This window comes from Streptomyces sp. P17, from assembly GCF_032436805.1.
Classification (GTDB): domain Bacteria; phylum Actinomycetota; class Actinomycetes; order Streptomycetales; family Streptomycetaceae; genus Streptomyces.
On sequence record NZ_JAVRBF010000090.1, the window covers coordinates 1 to 22,813 of the forward strand.

21 protein-coding genes and 1 pseudogene are annotated in these 22,813 nt (G+C 71.4%); 18 read left to right on the forward strand and 4 right to left on the reverse strand.

Annotation, left to right across the window (positions count from 1 at the left end):
* The first annotated feature begins 263 nt into the window (after window positions 1-263).
* From RMT89_RS36520 to RMT89_RS36555, 8 genes are all read left to right on the forward strand, one after another.
* Window positions 264-1,349 carry a nitronate monooxygenase gene (locus RMT89_RS36520; protein ID WP_315888064.1) on the forward strand — a complete coding sequence of 362 codons (1,086 nt, stop codon included), beginning with the start codon at window positions 264-266 and terminating at the stop codon, window positions 1,347-1,349.
* Window positions 1,346-2,086: a 16S rRNA (uracil(1498)-N(3))-methyltransferase gene (locus RMT89_RS36525; protein ID WP_315888065.1), complete on the forward strand. Its 741-nt coding sequence runs from the start codon at window positions 1,346-1,348 to the stop codon at window positions 2,084-2,086. The genes RMT89_RS36520 and RMT89_RS36525 overlap by 4 nt, the downstream gene beginning before the upstream one ends.
* Before the next feature lie 174 nt (window positions 2,087-2,260).
* Window positions 2,261-2,833 (forward strand): hypothetical protein, encoded by a 573-nt coding sequence (locus RMT89_RS36530; protein ID WP_315888066.1) that lies wholly within the window; start codon window positions 2,261-2,263, stop codon window positions 2,831-2,833.
* Window positions 2,834-3,557: 724 nt separating this feature from the next.
* Window positions 3,558-4,103 (forward strand): hypothetical protein, encoded by a 546-nt coding sequence (locus tag RMT89_RS36535; protein WP_315888067.1) that lies wholly within the window; start codon window positions 3,558-3,560, stop codon window positions 4,101-4,103.
* A gap of 54 nt (window positions 4,104-4,157) precedes the next feature.
* Window positions 4,158-7,385 (forward strand): S41 family peptidase, encoded by a 3,228-nt coding sequence (locus tag RMT89_RS36540; protein ID WP_315888068.1) that lies wholly within the window; start codon window positions 4,158-4,160, stop codon window positions 7,383-7,385.
* A gap of 97 nt (window positions 7,386-7,482) precedes the next feature.
* Window positions 7,483-7,836 carry a histidine triad nucleotide-binding protein gene (locus RMT89_RS36545; RefSeq protein ID WP_315888069.1) on the forward strand — a complete coding sequence of 118 codons (354 nt, stop codon included), beginning with the start codon at window positions 7,483-7,485 and terminating at the stop codon, window positions 7,834-7,836.
* 6 nt (window positions 7,837-7,842) lie between these two features.
* Window positions 7,843-8,748, forward strand: a complete 906-nt coding sequence (locus RMT89_RS36550; protein ID WP_315888070.1) for a ribonuclease Z — start codon at window positions 7,843-7,845, stop codon at window positions 8,746-8,748.
* Window positions 8,749-8,768: 20 nt separating this feature from the next.
* The gene (locus tag RMT89_RS36555) at window positions 8,769-9,758 is read left to right on the forward strand and encodes an adenosine deaminase (RefSeq protein WP_315888071.1); all 990 of its coding nucleotides are present in this window, start codon (window positions 8,769-8,771) and stop codon (window positions 9,756-9,758) included.
* 84 nt (window positions 9,759-9,842) lie between these two features.
* Here RMT89_RS36555 and RMT89_RS36560 read toward each other — a convergent pair.
* Together RMT89_RS36560 and RMT89_RS36565 are read right to left on the reverse strand one after the other, a co-directional pair.
* A pseudogene (locus RMT89_RS36560) lies at window positions 9,843-10,307 on the reverse strand (MFS transporter); the annotation flags it as partial.
* Window positions 10,196-10,978, reverse strand: a complete 783-nt coding sequence (locus RMT89_RS36565) for an IclR family transcriptional regulator (protein ID WP_315888072.1) — start codon at window positions 10,976-10,978, stop codon at window positions 10,196-10,198. The gene RMT89_RS36565 and the pseudogene RMT89_RS36560, both read right to left, overlap by 112 nt.
* Before the next feature lie 100 nt (window positions 10,979-11,078).
* Between RMT89_RS36565 and RMT89_RS36570 the strand changes: the two genes are divergently transcribed.
* From RMT89_RS36570 to RMT89_RS36610, 9 genes are all read left to right on the forward strand, one after another.
* Complete coding sequence (locus tag RMT89_RS36570) at window positions 11,079-12,029, forward strand: 5-dehydro-4-deoxyglucarate dehydratase (protein WP_315888073.1); 951 nt, start codon at window positions 11,079-11,081, stop codon at window positions 12,027-12,029.
* Entirely contained in the window at window positions 12,026-13,306 is a 1,281-nt protein-coding gene (locus RMT89_RS36575; RefSeq protein WP_315888074.1) for a glucarate dehydratase family protein, read from the forward strand. The genes RMT89_RS36570 and RMT89_RS36575 overlap by 4 nt, the downstream gene beginning before the upstream one ends.
* Window positions 13,307-13,444: 138 nt before the next feature.
* Window positions 13,445-14,590, forward strand: a complete 1,146-nt coding sequence (locus RMT89_RS36580; RefSeq protein WP_399498637.1) for a carbohydrate kinase family protein — start codon at window positions 13,445-13,447, stop codon at window positions 14,588-14,590.
* A 123-nt stretch (window positions 14,591-14,713) separates the two neighbouring features.
* Window positions 14,714-16,840: a PhoH family protein gene (locus RMT89_RS36585; protein WP_315888075.1), complete on the forward strand. Its 2,127-nt coding sequence runs from the start codon at window positions 14,714-14,716 to the stop codon at window positions 16,838-16,840.
* A 13-nt stretch (window positions 16,841-16,853) separates the two neighbouring features.
* A complete protein-coding gene (ybeY, locus tag RMT89_RS36590; RefSeq protein ID WP_315888076.1) occupies window positions 16,854-17,351 on the forward strand; it encodes an rRNA maturation RNase YbeY in 498 nt (165 codons plus the stop codon).
* Window positions 17,348-18,646, forward strand: a complete 1,299-nt coding sequence (locus tag RMT89_RS36595; RefSeq protein WP_315888077.1) for a hemolysin family protein — start codon at window positions 17,348-17,350, stop codon at window positions 18,644-18,646. The genes ybeY and RMT89_RS36595 overlap by 4 nt, the downstream gene beginning before the upstream one ends.
* Complete coding sequence (locus tag RMT89_RS36600; protein WP_315888078.1) at window positions 18,643-19,002, forward strand: MmcQ/YjbR family DNA-binding protein; 360 nt, start codon at window positions 18,643-18,645, stop codon at window positions 19,000-19,002. Before RMT89_RS36595 ends, RMT89_RS36600 begins: the two co-directional genes overlap by 4 nt.
* Before the next feature lie 23 nt (window positions 19,003-19,025).
* Window positions 19,026-19,379 (forward strand): cytidine deaminase, encoded by a 354-nt coding sequence (locus RMT89_RS36605; RefSeq protein WP_315888079.1) that lies wholly within the window; start codon window positions 19,026-19,028, stop codon window positions 19,377-19,379.
* Window positions 19,380-19,534: 155 nt separating this feature from the next.
* Window positions 19,535-20,008: a hypothetical protein gene (locus RMT89_RS36610; protein ID WP_315888080.1), complete on the forward strand. Its 474-nt coding sequence runs from the start codon at window positions 19,535-19,537 to the stop codon at window positions 20,006-20,008.
* 21 nt (window positions 20,009-20,029) lie between these two features.
* Here the strand turns inward: RMT89_RS36610 and RMT89_RS36615 are convergent, their stop codons facing one another.
* A complete protein-coding gene (locus tag RMT89_RS36615; RefSeq protein ID WP_315888081.1) occupies window positions 20,030-20,368 on the reverse strand; it encodes a P-II family nitrogen regulator in 339 nt (112 codons plus the stop codon).
* The gene (locus RMT89_RS36620) at window positions 20,365-21,666 is read right to left on the reverse strand and encodes an ammonium transporter (RefSeq protein WP_315888084.1); all 1,302 of its coding nucleotides are present in this window, start codon (window positions 21,664-21,666) and stop codon (window positions 20,365-20,367) included. Before RMT89_RS36620 ends, RMT89_RS36615 begins: the two co-directional genes overlap by 4 nt.
* A gap of 174 nt (window positions 21,667-21,840) precedes the next feature.
* Here RMT89_RS36620 and era point away from each other — a divergent pair, with 174 nt between their 5' ends.
* Window positions 21,841-22,803, forward strand: a complete 963-nt coding sequence (gene era / locus RMT89_RS36625; protein ID WP_315888082.1) for a GTPase Era — start codon at window positions 21,841-21,843, stop codon at window positions 22,801-22,803.
* Window positions 22,804-22,813 lie beyond the last annotated feature (10 nt).

Below are 22,813 nucleotides of genomic sequence, written 5' to 3' on the forward strand. Positions count from 1 at the left end.
CCCCGGGCAGGCACGGTCAGTCCGGTCAGCTGGGCCTGTTCTCGCGGCTGAAGGACGCGTTCAACGGTCGCTGAGGCGAGTTGGGCGGACTGCTGGGGGTTCGGGGGTCGGCCCCCGGGCAGGCACGGTCAGTCCGGTCAGCTGGGCCTGTTCTCGCGGCTGAAGGACGCGTTCAACGGTCGCTGAGGCCCGCCGCTGCCTCTGGTCTATGCCACCCGGAGGGTGGATTCGGACTTGTTCGGAGGACGTGACAACATGCCGTCATGTCCTCCGCGCTGACCGATCTTTTTCCCCTTCCGATCGTGCAGGCCCCCATGGCGGGCGGTGTCTCCGTGCCGACGCTTGCCGCTGCCGTGGCCGAGGCCGGTGGGCTGGGGTTTCTCGCCGCCGGGTACAAGACCGCCGACGGCATGTACCAGGAGATCAAGCAGCTGCGGGGGCTCACGGGCCGCCCGTTCGGCGTGAATCTCTTCATGCCGCAGCCGGAGTACGCCGACGTGGCGGCCATCGACGTCTACGCCCATCAGCTGGCCGGGGAGGCCGGCTGGTACGAGACCGAGCTCGGGGACCCCGACAGCGGCCGTGACGACGGCTACGAGGCCAAGCTCGCCGTCCTGCTCGACAACCCGGTACCGGTGGTCTCCTTCCACTTCGGCGTGCCGAGCCGTGACGTGCTGGACTCCCTCCGCCGGGCCGGAACCCTCACCCTTGTCACCGCCACCACCGCCGAGGAAGCCCTCGCCGTCGAGCGGGCCGGTGCCGACGCGGTGATCGCGCAGGGCGTCGAAGCCGGCGGGCACCAGGGCACCCATCGCGACAACCCCGAGACCGACGGGACGGGCATCGGGCTGCTGTCGCTCATCGCCCAGGTCCGGGAGACCGTCAGCATTCCGGTCGTCGCCGCCGGCGGCATCATGCGCGGCAGCCAGATCGCCGCCGTCCTCGCCGCGGGCGCGAGCGCCGCCCAGCTCGGCACCGCCTTCCTCGCCACCCCCGAGTCCGGCGCCAACGCCGTCCACAAGCAGGCCCTGACCAACCCCCTGTTCGCCCGCACGGAGTCGACGCGGGCCTTCTCAGGACGCCCCGCGCGCGGGCTCGTCAACCGCTTCATGCGCGAGCACGGCCCGTACGCCCCCGCCGCCTACCCGGAGATCCACCACCTCACCTCACCGCTGCGCAAGGCGGCCGCCAAGGCGGGCGACGCGCAGGGCATGGCGCTGTGGGCGGGACAGGGCCACCGGATGGCCCGGGAGCTGCCCGCGGGGCAGCTGGTGGAGGTGCTGGCGGCCGAACTCGCCGCCGCCAGGACAGCGTTGTCGGAGGGTCAGGAAGGCGGTGCGGGACGATGACGGCACCGGTGTTCGTGGTCGAGCGCCTCGACGCGAGCCAGGGCGGACGGTACGTCCTCGACGGCGCCGAGGGCCGGCACGCGGTCTCCGTGAAGCGGCTGCGCCCCGGCGAGGACGTCGTCCTCACGGACGGCGCCGGGCGCTGGGCGGAGTGCGTGGTGCTGGAGACCGAGGGCAAGGACCGGCTGACCGTCCGAGTGGACTCGGTCGCCGAGGAACCCGAGCCGCGGCCCCGCATCACCGTCGTCCAGGCCCTGCCCAAGGGCGACCGGGGTGAGCTGGCCGTCGAGACGATGACCGAGGTCGGGGTCGACGGGATCGTGCCGTGGTCGGCGTCCCGTTGCATCACGCAGTGGAAGGGCGAGCGCGGACTGAAGGCGCTCGGCAAGTGGCGGGCCACCGCGCGCGAGGCCGGCAAGCAGTCCCGGCGGGTCCGCTTCCCCGAGGTCGCGGACGCGGCGACCTCCAAGCAGATCGCGGCACTGCTCGCGAAGGCCGACTTCGCCGCCGTACTCCATGAGAGCGGGACCGAGCCGCTGGCTGCCGCCGAACTGCCCGCGGAGGGTGAGATCGTGCTGGTCGTCGGGCCGGAAGGGGGTGTGTCTCCCGAGGAGTTGGCGCTGTTCGAGGAGGCCGGGGCGCGGCCGTACGTCCTCGGGCCCACCGTGCTGCGCACCTCGACCGCCGGAACCGCGGCGGCCGCCCTGCTCCTCGGCCGTACGGGTCGCTGGGGCTGACGCCGGTCACCTGTTCGGTGCGCCGCTTTGTGGAGTGGCGCTCGGTACCTCGCACGGTACGGACCGGCAGGGGGCCGCCTGCGCTCGACTTCCAGGGAGTGGCAGCTGCTGCTCGGCTGGCACCTCCTGGTCTCCGGGCGCGGGGCGGGCAGATGGAAGTGGCGCCGCCAGCCGATGACCGCCACGAAGAACACGGTGCTGCCCAGGGCGAGTCCCATGGGCTCGGCGGCCGCCATATACCGGCCGAGGCTGGAGGTGGGCACCGCGTCCGCGCGGATGCCGAAGCGGTCCAGGTACGCGGCGTGCATCTGCCCGCCCAGCCAGCCCACCATCGACCACAGCACCGGTACCGACAGCGGCACCAGCCAGGCCGCGTGCCGGGTGAAGAAGGTGCGGCGCACCGCGAGCACCACACCGGCGCCGGTGAACAGTCCGAGGGCGAGCAGCAGGACGCCCGCCCGCAGTTGCCCGGGCTCGGTGCCCCGGCCCAGCAGCGCCCCGAAGCCCGCCAGGGCCGTGGTACCCGCGACTGCGGACACCCACTGGAACCCGCGGCCGCGCGTCCGTGTCTCCTTCAGCGTGCGGCCCAGCGGCAGCGCCCCCGCCGGGCTCAGCAGCAGGGGCAGCAGCTTCCAGGTGCCCTCGGCCCAGACGACGTACATCCCGCAGACGATCGCGAGGAGCAGGCCCGCCGCGGCCGCCCACAGCCACACCAGACGGACCCGGCGCTCGTGCGGGGTCTCGTAGCGCGGCGGGTCGGCGTCCGAGTGGCCGGGCACCCGCAACGCGTGCGCCGCCGGGTCGAAGGGGCGGCCGCCCAGAGTGCGTGCGGCCAGTTCGGCCTCCGCCGCCTCCCGGGAGCGCGGGCCCGCCGGTACGGTCACGGCCCGCTGTTCGTCCGCGCCACCCAGCCAGATCCACACGCGGCCGAGCGTCGGCAGCGCGCGGTGCAGGTAGTACGTCGTCCGGGCGGGGCGTTCGTGTCCGACGAGGGCCGCGTCCCTCACCCACGCACCCAACTCGGCCTGCCTGACGAGCCGTTCCACCTCCATCGTGGCCGTGCGCAGCGCGCCCAGACGGGCCCCGTGCAGCCGGACCTCGACGACGAGTGTGGTCCGGTGCGCGACGGTCGACTCCTCCGCCGGACGCCGGCCCAGCCCCGCTCCTCGAACAGGGCGGTCACGTACGCCACTTCGTCGGGCTGGTCGACCACGTCGACGAGCATCCGCACCCGGCGCCGGCGCGGCGGCGCGGGCGGTCCGGCGGCGGGGTCCGGCGACGCCGCCGGGTCCGGCGGGGCGTCGTCCGGGGTGCGTGGCCCGGGCAGGAGGCGGGGAGAGCGGATCCGCGGGGGTGGCAACGGTCCTCCGGTACAACGGCAGTTGGACGGCACTCGATCGTGACGTGCGGGAGTGCTGAGTGACCGTATGCGCTCTACCGTGGCGGCCCGGACAGTGGCAGGCTGCCGCCCATGGGGGTATTGAGGCGGATTTGGGTTCGCCCGCGCGGGGCACGAGTGGCGGGTGCGGCGGGGCTGGTGGTGCTCGCCGTCGGCGGCGCCGTCGCCTGCGACGCCGTGGGCATGAGCACCGCGTCCATAGCGTGGACCACCGACCAGACGGCGACCCGGGAACTGGAGCGCCAGAAGGCGGACGTCCAGTGGCTCACCTGCACCGCCTCCTACGGCGGCAACGGCGACGGGTCGACGCCGAGCGCGGGCGAGCAGACCGTCGCCGAGGTGGACTGCACCGGCAAGACCAAGGACGGCAAGGACATCAGCGTCGACGGCATCGTCACGCGGGCCATGGACGGCAAGTGCGTCCGGGGCCACCTCACCGCGAAGGTGGCGGGCAAGGTGTGGTTCGAGGTCAACGGACTCGGCGACTGCGACGGCACGCCGTCGCCGGTCTCACCGCCGAGCGGCGGAGCGCAGCCGGGGCAGCCCACCGTCACCGTGACCGTCACCAAGACGCTGTGGTGCAAGGAGAATCCGCAGTGCTGGCCCGAGGGCAAGTGAGCAAGTGATCGGAAACCCCTTACCCGAGGTCACGCGTCTGCGTAGGGTGATCGGGTGACTCAGCCTGCCGCGTATCTCCGGTACCCGCATCCGCACGGCGAGTTGGTCGCCTTCACCGCCGAGGACGACGTCTGGCTCGCCCCCTTGGACGGCGGCCGGGCCTGGCGGGTCAGCGCCGACAACATGCCGGTCTCCCTGCCGCGTATCTCGCCCGACGGCACCACCGTCGCCTGGAGCTCCAGCCGGGACGGCGCCCCCGAGGTGCACACCGCCCCGGTGACCGGCGGCCCGTCCACCCGCCTGACGCACTGGGGCGCCCGGACCCGGGTGCGGGGCTGGACGCCCGACGGACACGTCCTCGCGATCAGCAACCGCGGCCAGGCGAGCCGGGACCGCACCTGGGCGCACGCCGTCCCGCTCGACGGCGGACCGGCGACGACCCTGCCGTACGGGATCGTCGGGGACGTGGCCCACGGGCCGCACACCGTGCTGCTGTCCGCGACCATGAGCCTGGAGGCGGCCCACTGGAAGCGCTACCGGGGCGGCCGGGTCGGCAAGTTGTGGATCGACCGGGAGGGCGAGGGCGAGTTCGTCCGGCTGCACGAGGAGCTGGACGGGAACATCGAGTACCCCGTCTGGGCCGGTGACCGCATCGCCTTCCTCAGCGACCACGAAGGCGTGGGCGCGCTCTACTCCTCCCTCGCCGACGGCTCCGACCTGCGCCGCCACACCCCCGGTGGGGGCACCTCCCGGTCGAGCGAAGCCGAGAGTGGGGGAGGCTTCTACGCCCGCCACGCCGCCGGTGACGGCACCCGGATCGTCTATGCCTCGGCCGGTGAACTCTGGCTGCTCGACGACCTGGACGGCGCCGAACCGCGCCGCCTCGACATCCGGCTCGGCGGTCAGCGCACCGACCGCCGCCCGCACCCGGTCAGCGCCGCCCGCTGGTTCGGCGCCGCCGCCCCCGACCACACCGCGCGCGGCAGCGCCGTCCTGGTGCGCGGCTCCGTCCACTGGGTCACCCACCGCTCCGGACCGGCCCGCGCGCTCGCCGCCGAACCCGGCGTACGGGCCCGCAAGCCCCGCACCTTCCGCGTGGAGGGCGAGGAGTGGGCGGTGTGGGTGACCGACGCCGAGGGCGACGACGCCCTGGAGTTCGCCCCGGCCACCGGCCTCGCCCCGGGCGCGACCCCGCGCCGCCTCGCCGCCGGACAGCTCGGCCGGGTCCTCGGCCTCGTGGTGGCCCCCGACGGCAGCCGGGCCGCCGTCGCCTCGCACGACGGACGGGTGCTGCTCGTCGAGCGGGAGACCGGCGAGGTCCGCGAGGTGGACCGCAGCGAGGACGGAGACGTGTCCGGGCTTGTCTTCTCACCGGACTCGGCATGGCTGGCGTGGTCGCACCCCGGCCCGACCCCGCTGAGCCAGCTGCGCCTGGCCAACACGACGGACCTGTCGGTCACGGAGGCGACCCCCCTGCGCTTCCAGGACTACGCCCCCGCCTTCACCCAGGACGGCAAGCACCTGGCCTTCCTCTCGGCCCGCTCCTTCGACCCGGTCTACGACGAGCACGTCTTCGACCTGGCCTTCGTGGCCGGCTCCCGCCCGTACCTGATCACGCTGGCCGCCACGACCCCCTCGCCGTTCGGACCGCAGCGGCACGGGCGCCCCTTCGACGCCCCCGACAAGGACGAGACGCCCGACAGCGAGGGCACCCCGACCACCCGCATCGACCTCGAAGGGCTCGCCGACCGGATCGTGCCCTTCCCGGTCGAGGCCGCCCGCTACACCCACCTGCGCGCCGCCAAGGACGGCGTCCTGTGGCTGCGCCACCCCGTCACCGGCGAACTCGGCGCGTCCAGGGCCACCCCGGACGCCCCGGATCCCAAGTCCGAGCTGGAGCGCTACGACCTGGTCCAGCAGCGCGTGGAGCATCTGGCCGACGACGCCGACCACTTCGAGGTCAGCGGCGACGGCAAGCGGGTGCTGCTGTGGACCGACGGCCGGCTGAAGGTCGTCCCCAGCGACCGGCGGGCCTCCGGCGACGAGGACAGCGACTCCAACATCACCGTCGACCTCGGCCGGGTACGCCACATGATCGACCCGGCGGCCGAGTGGCGGCAGATGTACGAGGAGACCGGCCGCATCATGCGGGACCACTTCTGGCGCCCCGACATGAGCGGCGTGGACTGGGCGGGGGCGCTCGACCGCTACCGCCCGGTCCTGGACCGCGTGGCCACCCACGACGACCTGGTCGACCTCCTCTACGAGGTCCAGGGCGAACTCGGCACCTCCCACGCGTACGTCATCCCGCGCGGCGGCTCCGGCGGCGGCCCCCGGCAGGGCCTGCTCGGCGCGGACATCTCCCGCCGCGAGGACGGCACTTGGCGCATCGACCGCATCCTCCCCTCGGAGACCTCCGACCCCCACGCCCGCGCCCCGCTGGCGGCACCCGGGGTGGCGGTACGGGCCGGGGACGCGATCGTCGCGGTGGGCGGCGTACCGGTGGACCCGGTGACCGGCCCGGGCCCGCTGCTCGTGGGCACGGCCGGCAGACCGGTCGAACTGACGGTGTCCCCGGCGGGCGGCGGCGAGCCGAGGCACGCGGTCGTGGTCCCCGTGGCGGACGAGGAGCCCCTGCGCTACCACGACTGGGTGGCCGGCCGGCGGGCGTACGTCCACGAGCGGAGCGGCGGACGCCTCGGCTACCTCCATGTGCCCGACATGCAGGCGCCGGGCTGGGCACAGATCCACCGGGACCTGCGTGTCGAGGTGGCCCGCGAGGGCCTGATCGTGGACATCCGCGAGAACCGGGGCGGCCACACCTCCCAGCTGATCGTGGAGAAACTGGCCCGCCGCATCGTCGGCTGGAGCGTCCCGAGGGGCATGCGCCCCTACAGCTACCCGGAGGACGCGCCGCGCGGTCCGGTCGTCGCCGTGGCCGACGAGTTCTCCGGCTCGGACGGCGACATCGTCAACGCGGCGGTCAAGGCGCTGGGCATCGGCCCGGTGGTCGGCACGCGCACGTGGGGCGGGGTGATCGGCATCGACAGCCGCTACCGACTCGTCGACGGCACCCTCGTCACCCAGCCGAAGTACGCGATGTGGCTGGAGGGTTCGGGCTGGGGGGTGGAGAACCACGGGGTGGACCCGGACGTGGAGGTGGTGCAGCGGCCACAGGACTACGCGGCGGGCAGGGACGCCCAGTTGGACGAGGCGGTACGGATAGCAATGGAGAATCTGGAGGAGCATCCGGCAAAAACACCGCCGACTGTTCCCACCTGAGGGGCGCGGGGAACTGCGCGACCAGCCACCAATTGCCCGCACTCGCCGACGATACGATGCCCCCCGAGACAACAGGCGCACCCCCGGAGGGACCCGCATGGCTGGAGAAACGCAGGACGACTGCCTGTTCTGCAAGATCGCAGAGGGCCACGTCCCCGCGACGATCGTCCGCGAGACAGAGACCACCGTCGCGTTCCAGGACATCAACCCCCAGGCCCCGGTCCACATCCTGGTGATCCCCAAGGCGCACTACGAAAACGCGGCAGAACTGGCCACCGCCGCCCCGGAACTGGCCGCCGACGTACTCCGAGCGACCAAAGAGGTGGCCGACGAGCAGAAGCTCGACTCCTACCGAGTCGTCTTCAACACCGGCGCGGGCGCCGGCCAGACCGTCTTCCACGCCCACGCCCACGTCCTCGGCGGCCGCGGCATGCAGTGGCCCCCCGGCTGACCAGAGATGTCCGTACGCGAACTCGTGGTCCTCGGGACCGCAAGCCAGGTGCCGACCAGGCACCGCAACCACAACGGCTACCTCCTGCGCTGGGACGGGGAGGGCATCCTCTTCGATCCCGGCGAGGGCACGCAGCGCCAGATGCTGCGCGCCGGGGTCGCCGCGCACGACCTGAACCGGATCTGCGTCACGCACTTCCACGGCGACCACTCGCTCGGCCTCGCCGGCGTCATTCAGCGGATCAACCTCGACAAGGTCCCGCACGAGGTGACCGCGCACTACCCGCAGTCGGGCCAGCGCTTCTTCGACCGGCTGCGGTACGCGACCGCGTACCGGGAAACGGTCGACATCCAGCAGGCGCCGGTGGCGCAAGACGGAGTTCTCGCCGAGGCACCCGCCTACACGCTGGAGGCCCGCAAGCTCTCCCACCCCGTCGAGTCCTACGGCTATCGCCTCATCGAGCCCGACGGCATCCGTATGCTGCCCGACCGGCTCGCCGCGCACGGCATCAAGGGCCCGGACGTGGGCCGGATCCAGCGCGAGGGCGTCCTCGGGGACGTCCGGCTCGACGAGGTCAGCGAGGTGCGCCGCGGTCAGCGGTTCGCGTTCGTCATGGACACCCGGCTGTGCGACGGCGTGCACGCCCTCGCTGACGGCTGCGATCTGCTCGTCATCGAGTCGACCTTCCTCGACGAGGACACCGACCTCGCCGTCGAGCACGGCCACCTCACCGCGGGGCAGGCGGCACGGGTGGCGCGGGACGCGGGCGTACGGCATCTGGTGCTGACGCACTTCAGCCAGCGCTACTCCGAGCCCGACGAGTTCGAACGGCAGGCGCGGGCGGCGGGGTTCGAGGGTGAGCTGACGGTGGCACACGATCTGCTGCGGGTGCCGCTTCCGAAGCGCAGATAAAACAGCCGTACGATGCGGTGATGCCCCTCCCCAAAGCTGAACTGCACCTCCACATCGAAGGCACCCTGGAGCCGGAGCTGGCCTTCGAGCTGGCCGCCCGCAACGGCTCGAAGCTGCCGTACGCGGACACCGACGAGCTGCGCAAGGCGTACCAGTTCGAGGACCTCCAGTCCTTTCTGAACCTGTACTACGAGCTCATGGCGGTGCTGCGCACCGAGCGGGACTTCGAGGACCTGGCCAACGCCTATCTCGCCCGCGCCGCCGCGCAGGGCGTGCGGCACGCGGAGATCTTCTTCGACCCGCAGGCCCACCTGGCGCGGGGGCTGTCCATGGGCACGGTCGTCGAGGGGCTCTCCCGCGCGCTGGAGCGCAGCGAGGCGAACCACGGCATCTCCACGCAGCTCATCCTGTGCTTCCTGCGCGACGAGTCCGCGGAGTCGGCCATGGCGACCCTGGAGGCCGCCAAGCCGTACCTCGACCGGATCGTCGGCGTCGGCCTGGACTCCGCCGAGGCCGGGCATCCGCCGGTGAAGTTCCGCGAGGTGTACGAGGCCGCGGCCGCCCTCGGTCTGCGCCGCGTGGCGCACGCCGGTGAGGAGGGGCCGCCGGAGTACATCACCGAGGCCCTGGACGTCCTCGGCGTGGAGCGCGTCGACCACGGGCTGCGCTGCATGGAATCCCCGGAGCTGGTCGAACGGCTCGTCCGCGACCGGGTCCCGCTGACGCTCTGCCCGCTGTCCAACGTCCGCCTGCGCACGGTCGACACCCTGGCCGACCACCCGCTCCCCGCGATGCTCGACGCCGGCCTCCTGTGCACGGTCAACTCCGACGACCCGGCGTACTTCGGCGGCTACGCGGGCGACAACTTCGACGCGGTACGCGAGACGCTGGGCCTGACCGAGGAACGGCTGCGCGAACTGGCCCGCAACTCCTTCGAGGCGAGCTTCCTGGACCACGACGAGGACCGACGGGCAAGGTACTTGGCCGAGGTAGAAACGTACGAGTTCTAAAACTCCCACAGGGGCCCGGGGCTGTATCGATATGCGGCTCCGCCGCGTGGGCGCGACCAGCCCCAACGCACCCGCACCCGCGCCTCAGGCAGCAGTCGCAGTCTCGTAGGCGCGCTCCTCGACCGAGATCTCCACCACAGGAAAAGTCGTCCTGCCCGCCCGGAGAGCAACCGCGGTCATCGGTACGGCGACCACCAGCAACCCCACCGCCAGCACCGCCCCCATCACCGGAAACCCCGCCTGCGCCGAGAGCACACTCCCGGTCAACGGCCCCGCCGCGGTCCCCAACGAGGAGGCCGACCCGACCAGGACCGCCCACCGCCCCCGCCCGTCCAGAGACGCGGCGAGACCGATGACGTACGACAGCACGATCGGGTAGAGCGCGTTCCACGCGATCTCCCCGGTCGCGAAAGTCACAAGGTCCCGCGCCGGGGCCGCTAACGCCAGTCCACCGAGCCGCCTCCCGACGGCACCACCGACTCGATCTTCGCCCGGATCTCCCGCATCACCGCGACGATCCGCTCCTCGTGCCCGGGCGTCAGCCGCGCCACCGGCACCGAGCAGCTGATGGCGTCCTGGGCGGGGGTGTCGTAGCGCAGCGCGAAGCCGAAGCCGACGATGCCCGTGACGCCCTCCTCGCGGTCGATGGAGTAGCCGCGGGCGCGGGTCTCCGCGAGATCGGCCGTCAAGGACTCCCGGCCGGTGCGGGTGTTGGGGGTGAGCGCCTCGTACGGCCCCCCGGGCAGCTCCGCGTCCGGGCGCTCCGCCAGCAGCGCCTTGCCGAGCGCGCCCACGTGCGCGGGCAGCCGGCGGCCCACGCGGCTGATCGTGCGCAGGTACTCGTGCGACTCGCGCGTCGCCAGGTACGCCACGTCCCGCCCGTCCAGACGCCCCATGTGGATGGTCTCGCCCAGCGCCTCGGACGCCTCGTCGAGATACGGGCGCACGGTGCGCACCCGGGGGTCGGAGTCGAGGTAGCCGGTGCCGGTCAGCAGGGCGTGGATGCCGATGCCGTAGAGGGAGCCGGTGACGTCCGTGCGGACCCAGCCGCGCGAGATCAGGGTCTGGAGCAGCGCGTACATGGAGCTGCGCGGGACGTCCAGCGCGTCCGCCAGTTCCTGCAGCCGGGCCGGGCGGTCGCCGCGGGCGGCGAGGAGTTCCAGCAGTTCGACCGTGCGCGCGGCCGATTTCACTTCGCGGACGCCCCCTGACTCTGGCATGCGCCGATCGTAATCCGGGCGGGCCGTGCCATTGACGGCCCGTTGTTCGCGTATCTAACCTTCATCTACATACGTGGATCACGTCTGCATAGGGAGATGGATGACGGTGGCCCTCGATACCCATACGGCCGTGGTGCGGCGACTGCGGGACGGGATGGCGGGCGGGGTGCTGTCGTTCCCGCTGACGAGCTTCCACGACGACGGCTCCCTCGACCCCGAGGGCTTCCGCGCCCAGGTGGCGGGCGGCATGGCCACCGGCCCCGGCGCGGTCTTCCCCGCCTGCGGCACCGGTGAGTTCTTCTCACTGGACGAGGACGAGTACCGGACGGTCGTCACCGTCACGGTGCAGGAGGCCGGCGGGCGGCTGCCCGTCGTCGCGGGCATCGGCTACGGCTGGGCGCAGGCCGTACGGTTCGCGCGGATCGCCGAGGAGGCGGGCGCCGACGCCCTGCTCGTGCTGCCGCACTATCTGGTCGCGGCCCCGCAGGAGGGGCTCGTCCGGCAGGTGGAGCACATCGCCGCGGGCACCCGGCTGCCGCTGATCGTCTACCAGCGCGGTCAAGTCGCCTTCACCGCCGACTCGTTGCGGCGGATCGCCGCCCTCCCGAACGTCATCGGGCTCAAGGACGGCCACAGCGACCTCGACCGCCTCCAGCGCCTCACCCTCGCCGCCCCCGAGGGCTTCCTGTTCTTCAACGGCGCCGCCACCGCCGAGATCCAGGCCCGCGCCTACGCCACCGTAGGCGTCCCCGCCTACTCCTCCGCCGTCCACGCCTTCGCGCCCGAACTCGCCAACGCCTTCTTCGCCGCCCTGCGCGACGGCGACGACAAGACGGCGGAGCGGCTGCTGCGCGACTTCTACGTCCCGCTGGTCGAACTCCGCGACCGGGTGCCCGGATACGCGGTGTCGCTGGTGAAGGCGGCGGCGCGACTGCGGGGCCGGCCGGTGGGGCCGGTGCGCGCCCCGCTCACCGATCCCTCGGACGCCGACCTGGCCGACCTGAAAGCCCTGCTCACCACCGGCCTCGACCTCGTAGGAGCCGCCCTGTGAACCTCACCGTCACGGACGTCCGGCTGACCCCGATCCTCGTCGCCGACCCGCCCCTGCTGAACACCCAGGGCGTCCACCAGCCCTACACCCCCCGGCTGATCGTGGAGGTCGTGACCGCCGACGGGATCACCGGGGTGGGGGAGACCTACGGCGACACGAAGTATCTGGAGCCGGCACGGCCCTTCGCCGAGAAGCTCATCGGCCGCCGGGTGAGCGACCTCAACGGCCTGTTCACCATCGCCGACGAGGTCGCCGTCGACCGCTCCCAGGTCTCCGGACAGGTCGACGTCGGCGGTCTGCGTGGCGTCCAGACCGCCGACAAGCTGCGGCTCTCCGTGGTCTCCGGCTTCGAGGTGGCCTGTCTGGACGCGCTCGGCAAGGCGCTCGGGCAGCCCGTGCACGCGCTGCTCGGAGGCAAGGTGCGCGACGCGGTCGAGTACAGCGCCTACCTGTTCTACAAGTGGGCCGCCCATCCGGCGGGCGAGGCGGACGACTGGGGAGCCGCCCTGGACCCGGCCGGAGTCGTCGAGCAGGCACGGAAGTTCAAGGAGAGGTACGGGTTCACCTCGTTCAAGCTCAAGGGCGGGGTGTTCCCTCCGGACGAGGAGATCGCGGCCGTACGGGCGCTCGCGGAGGCCTTTCCCGGGCATCCGCTGCGTCTTGACCCCAACGGCGCCTGGTCGGTGGAGACCTCGCTGAAGGTGGCGAAGGAGCTGGGGGACGTCCTGGAGTACCTGGAGGATCCCGCGCTCGGCACGCCGGCGATGGCCGAGGTGTCCGCCGGGACCGACGTGCCGCTCGCCACCAACATGTGCGTGACGACCTTCGCGGAGATCAAGGAGGCCTTCGTCCGGGACGCCGTGCAGGTCGTGCTCTCCGACCACCACTACTGGGGCGGGCTGCGCAACACCCAGCACCTCGCCGCGATCTGCCGCACCTTCGGCGTTGGGGTGTCCATGCACTCCAACACCCATCTGGGCATCTCCCTGGCCGCGATGACCCACGTGGCGTCCACCGTCCCGGGCCTCCACCACGCCTGCGACTCCCACTACCCGTGGCAGTCGGAGGACGTGCTCACCGAGCGGCTGGCCTTCGAGGACGGCAAAGTCACCGTCTCCGACGCCCCCGGCCTCGGCGTCGAACTCGACCACGACAAGCTGCGGTTCCTGCACCAGCGGTGGCTGGACGACGACGGCAGCCTGCGCGAACGGGACGACGCGGCGGCCATGCGCGTGGCCGAACCTGGGTGGGTCACACCGAGCGTGCCTCGCTGGTAACCGGATCCTGTCCCCTGGAGTGGTACGTCCGGGACCTGCGGTGGTCTGACGCGACGGACGGTCCCGGAGTGAGCGGCGGCGTGTTGTCAGTGGCGTGGTGCACACTGGCCTGATCCGCACCACGTCAGGGAGCGCACCGTGATCGCGTCCGCCGCGTCCACCGGAAAGGGACCCAATTCCTCCGTCACCGGGGTGCCGCAGTGTCCGGTCCAGGTCGACCCCCTGGCCGCGCTGCGCACGCCCGCCGATCCCCCCTGGGACGTCTACCTCACGGGTCCCGTCTTCCTCGACATCATCTTCACCGGGCTCGACTCCGCCCCGGTGCGCGGGACCGAGTCCTGGGCGCGCGGCATGGGGTCGAGCCCCGGCGGCGTCGCCAACATGGCGACCGCGCTGGCCCGCCTCGGCCTGAAGACCTCCCTCGCCGCGGCCTTCGGCGACGACCACTACGGCGAGTACTGCTGGGACGCCCTGGAGCAGGGCGAGGGCATCGACCTCACCCCGTCGCGCACGGTCCCCGGCTGGCACTCCTCGGTGACCGTGTCCATGGCCTACGAGGGCGAGCGCACCATGGTCTCGCACGGCCACGAGCCGCCCCCGGAGGAACCCGCCCCCGACTGCCCCCCACGCGCGCGTGCCGCCGTCGCCTCCCTGGAGCCGGGCAAGCGGGCGCCCTGGATCGCCCAGGCCGCCGCGAAGGGCACCCGGATCTTCGCCGACGTCGGCTGGGACGAGACCGGCGCCTGGGACCTCGCCGGGCTCGCCGACCTCCAGTACTGCGAGGCGTTCCTGCCGAACGCCGAGGAGGCCATGCGCTACACCGGCGCCAACTGCCCGCGCGAGGCGGCGCACAGACTGACGCGGCACGTGCCGCTGGCGGTGGTCACCCTCGGCGCCGAGGGCGCGTACGCCGTCGACGGGCGGACCGGGGAGACCGCCGAGGTGCCGGCCATCGCCGTGGAGGCCCTCGACCCCACCGGCGCCGGGGACGTCTTCGTCGCGGGCTTCGTCACCGGCACCCTCGCCGACTGGCCGCTCGCCGACCGCCTCGCCTTCGCGGGCCTCACCGCGGCCCTCTCCGTCCAGGAGTTCGGCGGCTCCCTCTCGGCCCCCGGCTGGGCCGAGATCGGCGCCTGGTGGCGCAGGATCCAGTCCTACGACGACCAGGACCCGGCGGCGCTGCGCCGCTACGCCTTCCTCGCGGACCTGGTCCCCATGGAACTGGCCCGCCCCTGGCCGCTGCGCCGCGCGGTCCCGACGATCGGCTTCGGACGGTCGGCCTGAGGCACCCGGGTCGAAAAGGCCTACGGGCTTGTCCGTCGTGCGGCGTACCCTGGAAATCGCCAGGCCGCCCCTGTGGCGGACGCACCGTTTCGAGGAGGACGAGCAAGGCCTACGAGCCGGCCCATGACTCAGACACCCACAGCTCACACACCCGCGCAGGGGCAGGCGAGAGCAGAGTTCACCGTCCCCGCCCAGCACCCCATGGTGACCGTGCTGGGGTCCGGCGACTCCCTCCTGCGTGTGATTGAGAAGGCCTTCCCGGCGGTCGACATCCATGTCCGGGGCAATGAGATCAGCGCGGTCGGCGACGCCGGTGAAGTCGCTCTTGTCCAGCGCCTGTTCGACGAGATGATGCTGGTGCTCCGCACCGGACAGCCGATGACGGAGGACGCAGTGGAACGCTCGATCGCCATGCTCCGGGCGAGCGAGAACGGCGAGGGGTCACCAGAGACCCCGGCCGAGGTGCTCACCCAGAACATCCTCTCCTCGCGCGGACGCACGATCCGCCCGAAGACCCTGAACCAGAAGCGGTACGTCGACGCGATCGACAAGCACACGATCGTCTTCGGCATCGGTCCCGCCGGTACCGGCAAGACCTACCTCGCCATGGCCAAGGCGGTGCAGGCCCTGCAGTCCAAGCAGGTCAACCGCATCATCCTGACCCGGCCCGCGGTCGAGGCCGGCGAGCGGCTCGGCTTCCTGCCGGGCACCCTCTACGAGAAGATCGACCCGTATCTGCGGCCGCTGTACGACGCGCTGCACGACATGCTGGACCCGGACTCGATTCCGCGGCTGATGGCGGCGGGGACGATCGAGGTGGCTCCGCTGGCGTATATGCGTGGGCGCAGCCAACCGATCTTCACGAACGTCCTCACTCCGGATGGTTGGCGCCCCATCGGTGATCTCCAGGTCGGTGACCTGGTCATCGGCTCGAACGGCGAGCCGACGCCGGTTCTTGGCGTCTACCCACAGGGCGAGAGGGACATTTACCGTGTCACCGCGCAGGACGGCTCCTGGACCCTGTGCTGTGGCGAGCACCTGTGGACGGTGAGAACGCGTGACGACAAGCGTCGCGACAAGCCGTGGCGGGTTCTCGAGACCCAGGAGATGATCGGCAACCTGCGGGCGGCGCACTATCGCCGGTACGAGCTGCCGATGCTCACGGCACCGGTCAGCTTCCCCGAGCGTGAGGTTCCCATGGATCCGTACGCGCTGGGACTGCTGCTGGGCGATGGTTGCCTCACGGGTTCCACCACGCCGTCCTTCTCGACGGAGGATCGCGAGTTGGCGGGGGCCCTGGAGGCCGCCCTGCCCGGTGTCACGGTGCGGCACAAGGGCGGACCCGACTACGTTCTCAACCGGATCAAGTCTCCCGGCGATGTGATCAGCCTGGAGAATCCCGGCACGCGCGTTCTGCGTGAACTGGATCTCCTGCGCACTCGCTCGCACACCAAGTTCGTCCCGGACGACTACCTGTACAACTCTGCCGAGGTACGGCTGGCCGTTCTCCAAGGTCTGCTTGATTCCGACGGTGGACCGGTCAAGCAGAAGGACCGCACATGCCGGGTCCAGTTCTCGACCGCGTCGATCCTCCTGCGTGACGACATCGTCGCGTTGGTCCAGTCGCTCGGTGGCGTCGCCTATACACGCCGTCGTCTTGCCGAAGACCGCAAGCAGGGGACAGCTCTGGCGGCCCATCGCTACGACAGCCACGTCGTCGACATCCGCCTCCCCGAAGGCATCGAACCCTCCCGCCTCGCCCGCAAGCGCGACAAGTACCACGCGGCCGGAGGCGGCGGACGCCCGATGCGCTTCATCGACAGCATCGAGCCCGCGGGCCGTGAGGAGACCGTGTGCATCCAGGTAGCCGCGGAGGACTCCCTTTACGTCACACAGGACTACCTGCTGACGCACAACACCCTCAACGACGCCTTCATCATCCTGGACGAGGCCCAGAACACGAGCGCCGAGCAGATGAAGATGTTCCTGACGAGGCTCGGCTTCGACTCGAAGGTCGTCGTCACGGGTGACGTCACTCAGGTCGACCTGCCGACCGGCACGAAGTCCGGCCTGCGTCAGGTCCAGGAGATCCTGGAGGGCCTGGACGACGTCCACTTCGCCCGGCTCACGTCGCACGATGTCGTCCGGCACAAGCTCGTCGGCCGTATCGTCGACGCGTACGAGAAGTACGACAGCCACCACGGCACGGAGAACGGCACCCACAAGGGCGGCCGCAACAAGCGGAAGTAGACAGTCCAGCACCATGTCGATCGACGTCAACAACGAGTCCGGAACCGAGGTCGACGAGCAGGCGATCCTCGACATCGCCCGCTACGCGCTCGCACGGATGCGCATCCACCCGCTCTCCGAGCTCTCGGTGATCGTCGTGGACGCCGATGCCATGGAGCAGCTGCACATCCAGTGGATGGACCTGCCCGGGCCCACGGATGTCATGTCCTTTCCGATGGACGAGCTCCGGCCGCCGTCCAAGGACGACGACGAGCCCCCGCAGGGCCTGCTCGGCGACATCGTGCTCTGCCCCGAGGTCGCCAAGAAGCAGGGTGAGGAAGCGCCGACGCAGCACTCCATGGACGAGGAGCTCCAGCTGCTCACCGTCCATGGCGTGCTGCACCTGCTCGGTTACGACCACGAGGAGCCGGACGAGAAGGCCGAGATGTTCGGACTGCAGGCGGCCATCGTGGACGGCTGGCGCGCGGAGAAGGGCCACACCGGCCCCTCCCCGGCGCCGACCGTGTCATGAGTCCGCAACTCGTCCTCGGCGCGATCCTGCTGGTCGTGATCGCCTGGCTCGCCGCCTGCGCGGAGGCGGGCCTGGCGCGCGTCTCCAGCTTCCGCGCCGAGGAAGCCGTACGGTCGGGGCGGCGCGGCAGCGCGAAGCTCGCGCAGGTCGCCGCCGACCCGACGCGCTATCTGAACGTGGCGCTGCTGGTCCGCGTGGCCTGCGAGATGGCCGCCGCGGCGCTCGTCACCTACGCCTGCCTCCAGGAGTTCGACAGCACCACCCAGGCGCTCCTGGTCGCGATAGCGGTGATGGTCCTGGTGTCGTACGTCGCCGTCGGCGTCTCCCCCCGGACCATCGGCCGCCAGCACCCGCTCAACACCGCGACGGCGGCGGCGTACGTCCTGCTGCCGCTCGCCCGGATCATGGGCCCGATCCCGTCCCTGCTGATCCTCATCGGCAACGCCCTCACCCCCGGCAAGGGCTTCCGCCGCGGCCCCTTCGCCTCCGAGGCCGAGCTGCGCGCGCTGGTCGACCTCGCCGAGAAGGACTCGCTCATCGAGGACGAGGAGCGCCGGATGGTGCACTCCGTCTTCGAACTCGGCGACACCCTCGTGCGCGAGGTCATGGTCCCGCGCACCGACCTGGTCGTCATCGAGCGCTACAAGACCATCCGCCAGGCCCTGACCCTCGCGCTCAGGTCCGGCTTCTCGCGCATCCCGGTCACCGGGGAGAGCGAGGACGACATCGTCGGGATGGTGTATCTGAAGGACCTCGCCCGCAAGACGCACATCAGCCGGGACGCGGAGAGCGAGCTGGTGTCGACCGCGATGCGGCCCGCCGCCTTCGTGCCCGACACCAAGAACGCCGGCGATCTGCTGCGCGAGATGCAGCAGGACCGCAATCACGTCGCCGTCGTCATCGACGAGTACGGCGGCACCGCCGGCATCGTCACCATCGAGGACATCCTGGAGGAGATCGTCGGCGAGATCACCGACGAGTACGACCGTGAACTGCCGCCGGTGGAGGAGCTGGGCGAGGACCGCTACCGGGTCACCTCCCGCCTGGACATCACCGACCTCGGCGAGCTGTACGGCCTCGACGAGTACGACGACGAGGACGTGGAGACCGTCGGCGGCCTGCTCGCGAAGGCGCTCGGCCGCGTCCCGATCGCCGGTGCCTCGGCCGTCGTGGAGCTGCCCGACGAGCGGGAGCTGCGGCTGACGGCGGAGGCCGCGGCAGGACGCCGGAACAAGATCGTGACCGTGCTGGTGGAGCCGGTGGGCGCCACGAAGGAAGGGGCGGAAGAGGAGTGAACTCCCAGGAGCTGCGGGCCTTCTGCCTGTCGTTCAACGCGGCGGAGGAAGACTTTCCCTTCGCGCCGGAGATCTCGGTCTTCAAGGTGCTCGGCAAGATGTTCGCGCTGAGCTGGATCGATGCGAGCCCTCTGAAGGCCAACCTCAAGTGCGACCCGGAGGACGCCGTCCGGCTCCGGAGCGAGAACCCCAGCCTCATCACCCCCGGCTATCACATGAACAAGCGCCACTGGAACACCGTCACGCTCGACGGAGACCTCCCCGACCGCCTCGTCCGCGAACTCATCGAGGACTCCTACGACCTCGTCGTCGCCGGACTTCCGCGCGCCGAACGCCTCCGCCTGGACCGGCCCTGACGGCCACTTCGTATGCTCAGGGCATGACCGAGAGCAACGCGCTTGACCCCGAGGACCGCAAGATCGTCACCCTGGCCCGTTCCGCGCGGGCCCGCAACGGCGTGCCCGAGGGTGCGGCCGTACGCGACGAGACGGGACGTACGTATGTCGCCGGGACCGTGGACCTGGACTCGCTGAAGCTGAGCGCGCTCAGGACGGCGGTGGCGATGGCCGTGGCGTCCGGGGCGAAGTCGCTGGAGGCGGCTGCGGTCGTGAGCGAGGCGGAGAGCGCGGCGCCCGAGGACCTCGCGGCCGTACGGGACCTGGGCGGGGCCGGGACGCCGGTACTGCTCGCCGGGGCCGACGGCGCCGTGCGGCGGACCGTCCCGGCGGAGTAGTCCGGAATTCATCCTTGCCGGGGTTCGTCTCTCGCGCATCAATGGGAACGTAAGTTCCGACGGACCGTCAGATTCGGCCCTCCCGCAGTGTGTCCGCACCCGCCTGCCGAGGGCGGGCCGTCGGTCCCCCCACACCCGAAGGGATCCAGAACCCCATGAGAGGCACACGCTTGGGCACCGGTGCGGCACTCGCGGCCGGCACGCTCGCCCTGACCGGACTCGTCCTCGCGCCCACCGCCGCGGCCGTCACCCCCACCTCGGCCACGATCGACGCCGACTGCGGCAGCTTCGGCGGCGGCGCGGCCACCCTGACGGCCACCCAGGACGGCACGGCCGCCACCATCACCGTCGACTCCTCCGCGATCACCGCGCCGATCGGACTCGGCGAGGACTCCATCGCGTCCACCCTCACCCTGGTGAAGGCGGGCGGCGGCACCACCGTCTTCACCGCCACCGAGAACCCGGCGATGGACGCCGGCGACCCGGTCCAGGTCGGCCCGCTGCCCGGCACCGTGGCCTCCGGCGACAGCCTGGAGGCCTACGGCGGCTCGCTCACGATGACCGTCTTCGGCATCACCATCACCTGCACGGCGACGGCGCCGCAGTCCCCGGGCCCGTTCGTCTTCTGATCCCAGGGTGAGCGCGGCTCCTCAGAGCGCGTCGGGGCCGCGCTCGCCCGTCCGGACCCGCACGACGGTCTCGACGGGCAGCGCCCAGACCTTGCCGTCGCCGATCTTGCCGGTGTGCGCGGCCTTCACGATCGCGTCGATCACGGCGTCGGAGTCGGCGTCCTCCACGACCACCTCGATACGGACCTTGGGTACCAGGTCGACCTGGTACTCGGCGCCGCGGTACACCTCGGTGTGGCCGCGCTGCCGGCCGTAGCCGCTCGCCTCGGTCACGGTCAGACCGTGCACGCCGAGCTCCTGGAGCGCCGACTTCACCTCGTCGAGACGGTAGGGCTTGACGATCGCGGTGATGAGCTTCATGCCTTGGCCTTCTGGGGGAAGTGGGCGGAGGAGCCGACCGGGGCGCCGTGGCCCAGGACGCCGTGATCGTATGCGGTCTCGGCGTGCACCGTAAGGTCCAGGCCGGTCTGCTCCTGCTCCTCGCTCGCACGCAGGCCCAGCGTCTTGTCGATGAGCTTGGCGATGCCGTAGGTGACGGCGAAGGCGTACGTCCCGACGGCGGCCACGGCCACCAGCTGCTTGCCGAGCTGCGTGAGTCCGCCGCCGTACAGGAGGCCCTCGGTGCCGCCGGTCATCTCGGAGACGGCGAAGACGCCGATCAGGACCGTGCCGATGACACCGCCGACCAGGTGGACACCCACTACGTCCAGGGAGTCGTCGTAGTTCAGCTTGAACTTCCAGCTCACGGCGTAGGAGCAGACGAGGCCGGCGGTGAGGCCGATGACCAGGGCGCCGAGCAGGGAGACCGAGCCGCAGGACGGGGTGATGGCGACCAGGCCCGCGACCGCGCCGGACGCGGCGCCCAGGGTCGTGGGGTGACCGTCGCGCTTCTGCTCCACGAAGAGCCAGCCCAGCAGGCCGGTACAGCCGGCGGCGAGGGTGTTGAGGAAGGCCGCGGCGGCCAGTCCATTGGCTCCCAGGGCCGAGCCCGCGTTGAAGCCGAACCAGCCGAACCAGAGCAGACCGGCGCCCAGCATGACCATGGGCAGGTTGTGCGGACGCATGGCGTCCTTCTTGAAGCCCAGCCGCGGGCCGAGCACCAGGCAGAGCGCGAGACCGGAGGCGCCGGAGGTGATCTCGACGGGGAGTCCGCCCGCGAAATCCAGGGCGCCGAGGCGGTTGAGGATCCAGCCACCCGGGCCCCAGGTCCAGTGCGCGACCGGAACGTATACGAGCAGCGCCCACACGGGGACGAAGACCAGCCATGCGCCGAACTTCGCGCGGTCGGCAATGGCGCCGCTGATCAGGGCGGCCGTGATGATCGCGAAGGTGAGCTGGAAGGTGGCGAACAGGAGGGTGGGGACCGTGCCCTGGACGCTGTCCGGGCCGATGCCCGCCATGCCGAGGTGGTCGAGTCCGCCGATGAGTCCGGCGCCCGCGTCCTCGCCGAACGCGAGGGAGTAGCCGGCGGCCAGCCACACGACGGTGACCAGGGCGATCGACACAAAGCTCATCATCAGCATGTTGAGGACGCTCTTCGTGCGGACCATGCCGCCGTAGAACAGGGCCAGGCCCGGCGTCATCAGCAGGACGAGGGCGGTGGCGGCGAGCAGCCAGGCGGTGTCGCCGGTGTCGAGGCCCTGCGCGGCGAGGGTCACGGTCGTCACGTGTCGTCTCCAACGGGGTGGGGTTCGTCAGAGATTCACCGGTGAGCGTTTCCGGATGTGTACCGATGTGTTTCGGGGGCGTTTCATTGCGCGGGGGTTTCCGGAAGCTCACCGGCGGGGGCCGGGGTGGACTCCTGTGCGGCGGGGCTCTGTGGATCAGGGAGAATGGGCGGCATGAGCGCTCGTACCCAGTCCTCCGAAGAACCGGCCGAGGCCCGCCACAGGGCCGGCTTCGCCTGCTTCGTCGGCCGCCCCAACGCGGGCAAGTCCACCCTCACGAACGCTCTGGTCGGGCAGAAGGTGGCGATCACCGCCAACCAGCCGCAGACGACCCGGCACACGGTACGGGGAATCGTGCACCGTCCGGACGCCCAGCTGATCCTGGTGGACACCCCCGGTCTGCACAAGCCGCGGACGCTGCTGGGGCAGCGGCTCAACGACGTCGTGCGTACCACCTGGGCCGAGGTCGATGTGATCGGCTTCTGTCTTCCGGCGAACGAGAAGATCGGTCCCGGTGACCGCTTCATCGCCAAGGAGCTGGCGGCGATCAAGAAGACCCCGAAGGTCGCCATCGTCACCAAGACGGACCTCGTCGACTCCAAGGCGCTCGCCGAGCAGCTGATCGCCATCGACCAGCTCGGCAAGGAGCTCGGCTTCGAGTGGGCGGAGATCGTGCCGGTGTCGGCGGTCAAGGACCAGCAGGTGAGCCTGCTGGCCGACCTGCTCGTGCCGCTCCTGCCGGAGGGCCCCGCCCTCTACCCGGAGGGCGACCTCACCGACGAGCCCGAGCAGGTCATGATCGCGGAGCTGATCCGCGAGGCGGCCCTGGAGGGCGTCCGCGACGAGCTGCCGCACTCCATCGCCGTCGTGGTCGAGGAGATGCTCCCCCGCGAGGACCGCCCCGCCGACAAGCCGCTCCTCGACATCCACGCCTTCGTCTACATCGAGCGCCCCAGCCAGAAGGGCATCATCATCGGCCCCAAGGGCAAGCGCCTGAAGGAGGTCGGCATCAAGTCCCGCAAGCAGATCGAGGCCTTGCTGGGGACGCCGGTCTTCCTCGATCTGCACGTCAAGGTCGCGAAGGACTGGCAGCGGGATCCGAAGCAGTTGCGCAAGCTGGGGTTCTAGGGGCGCTGCG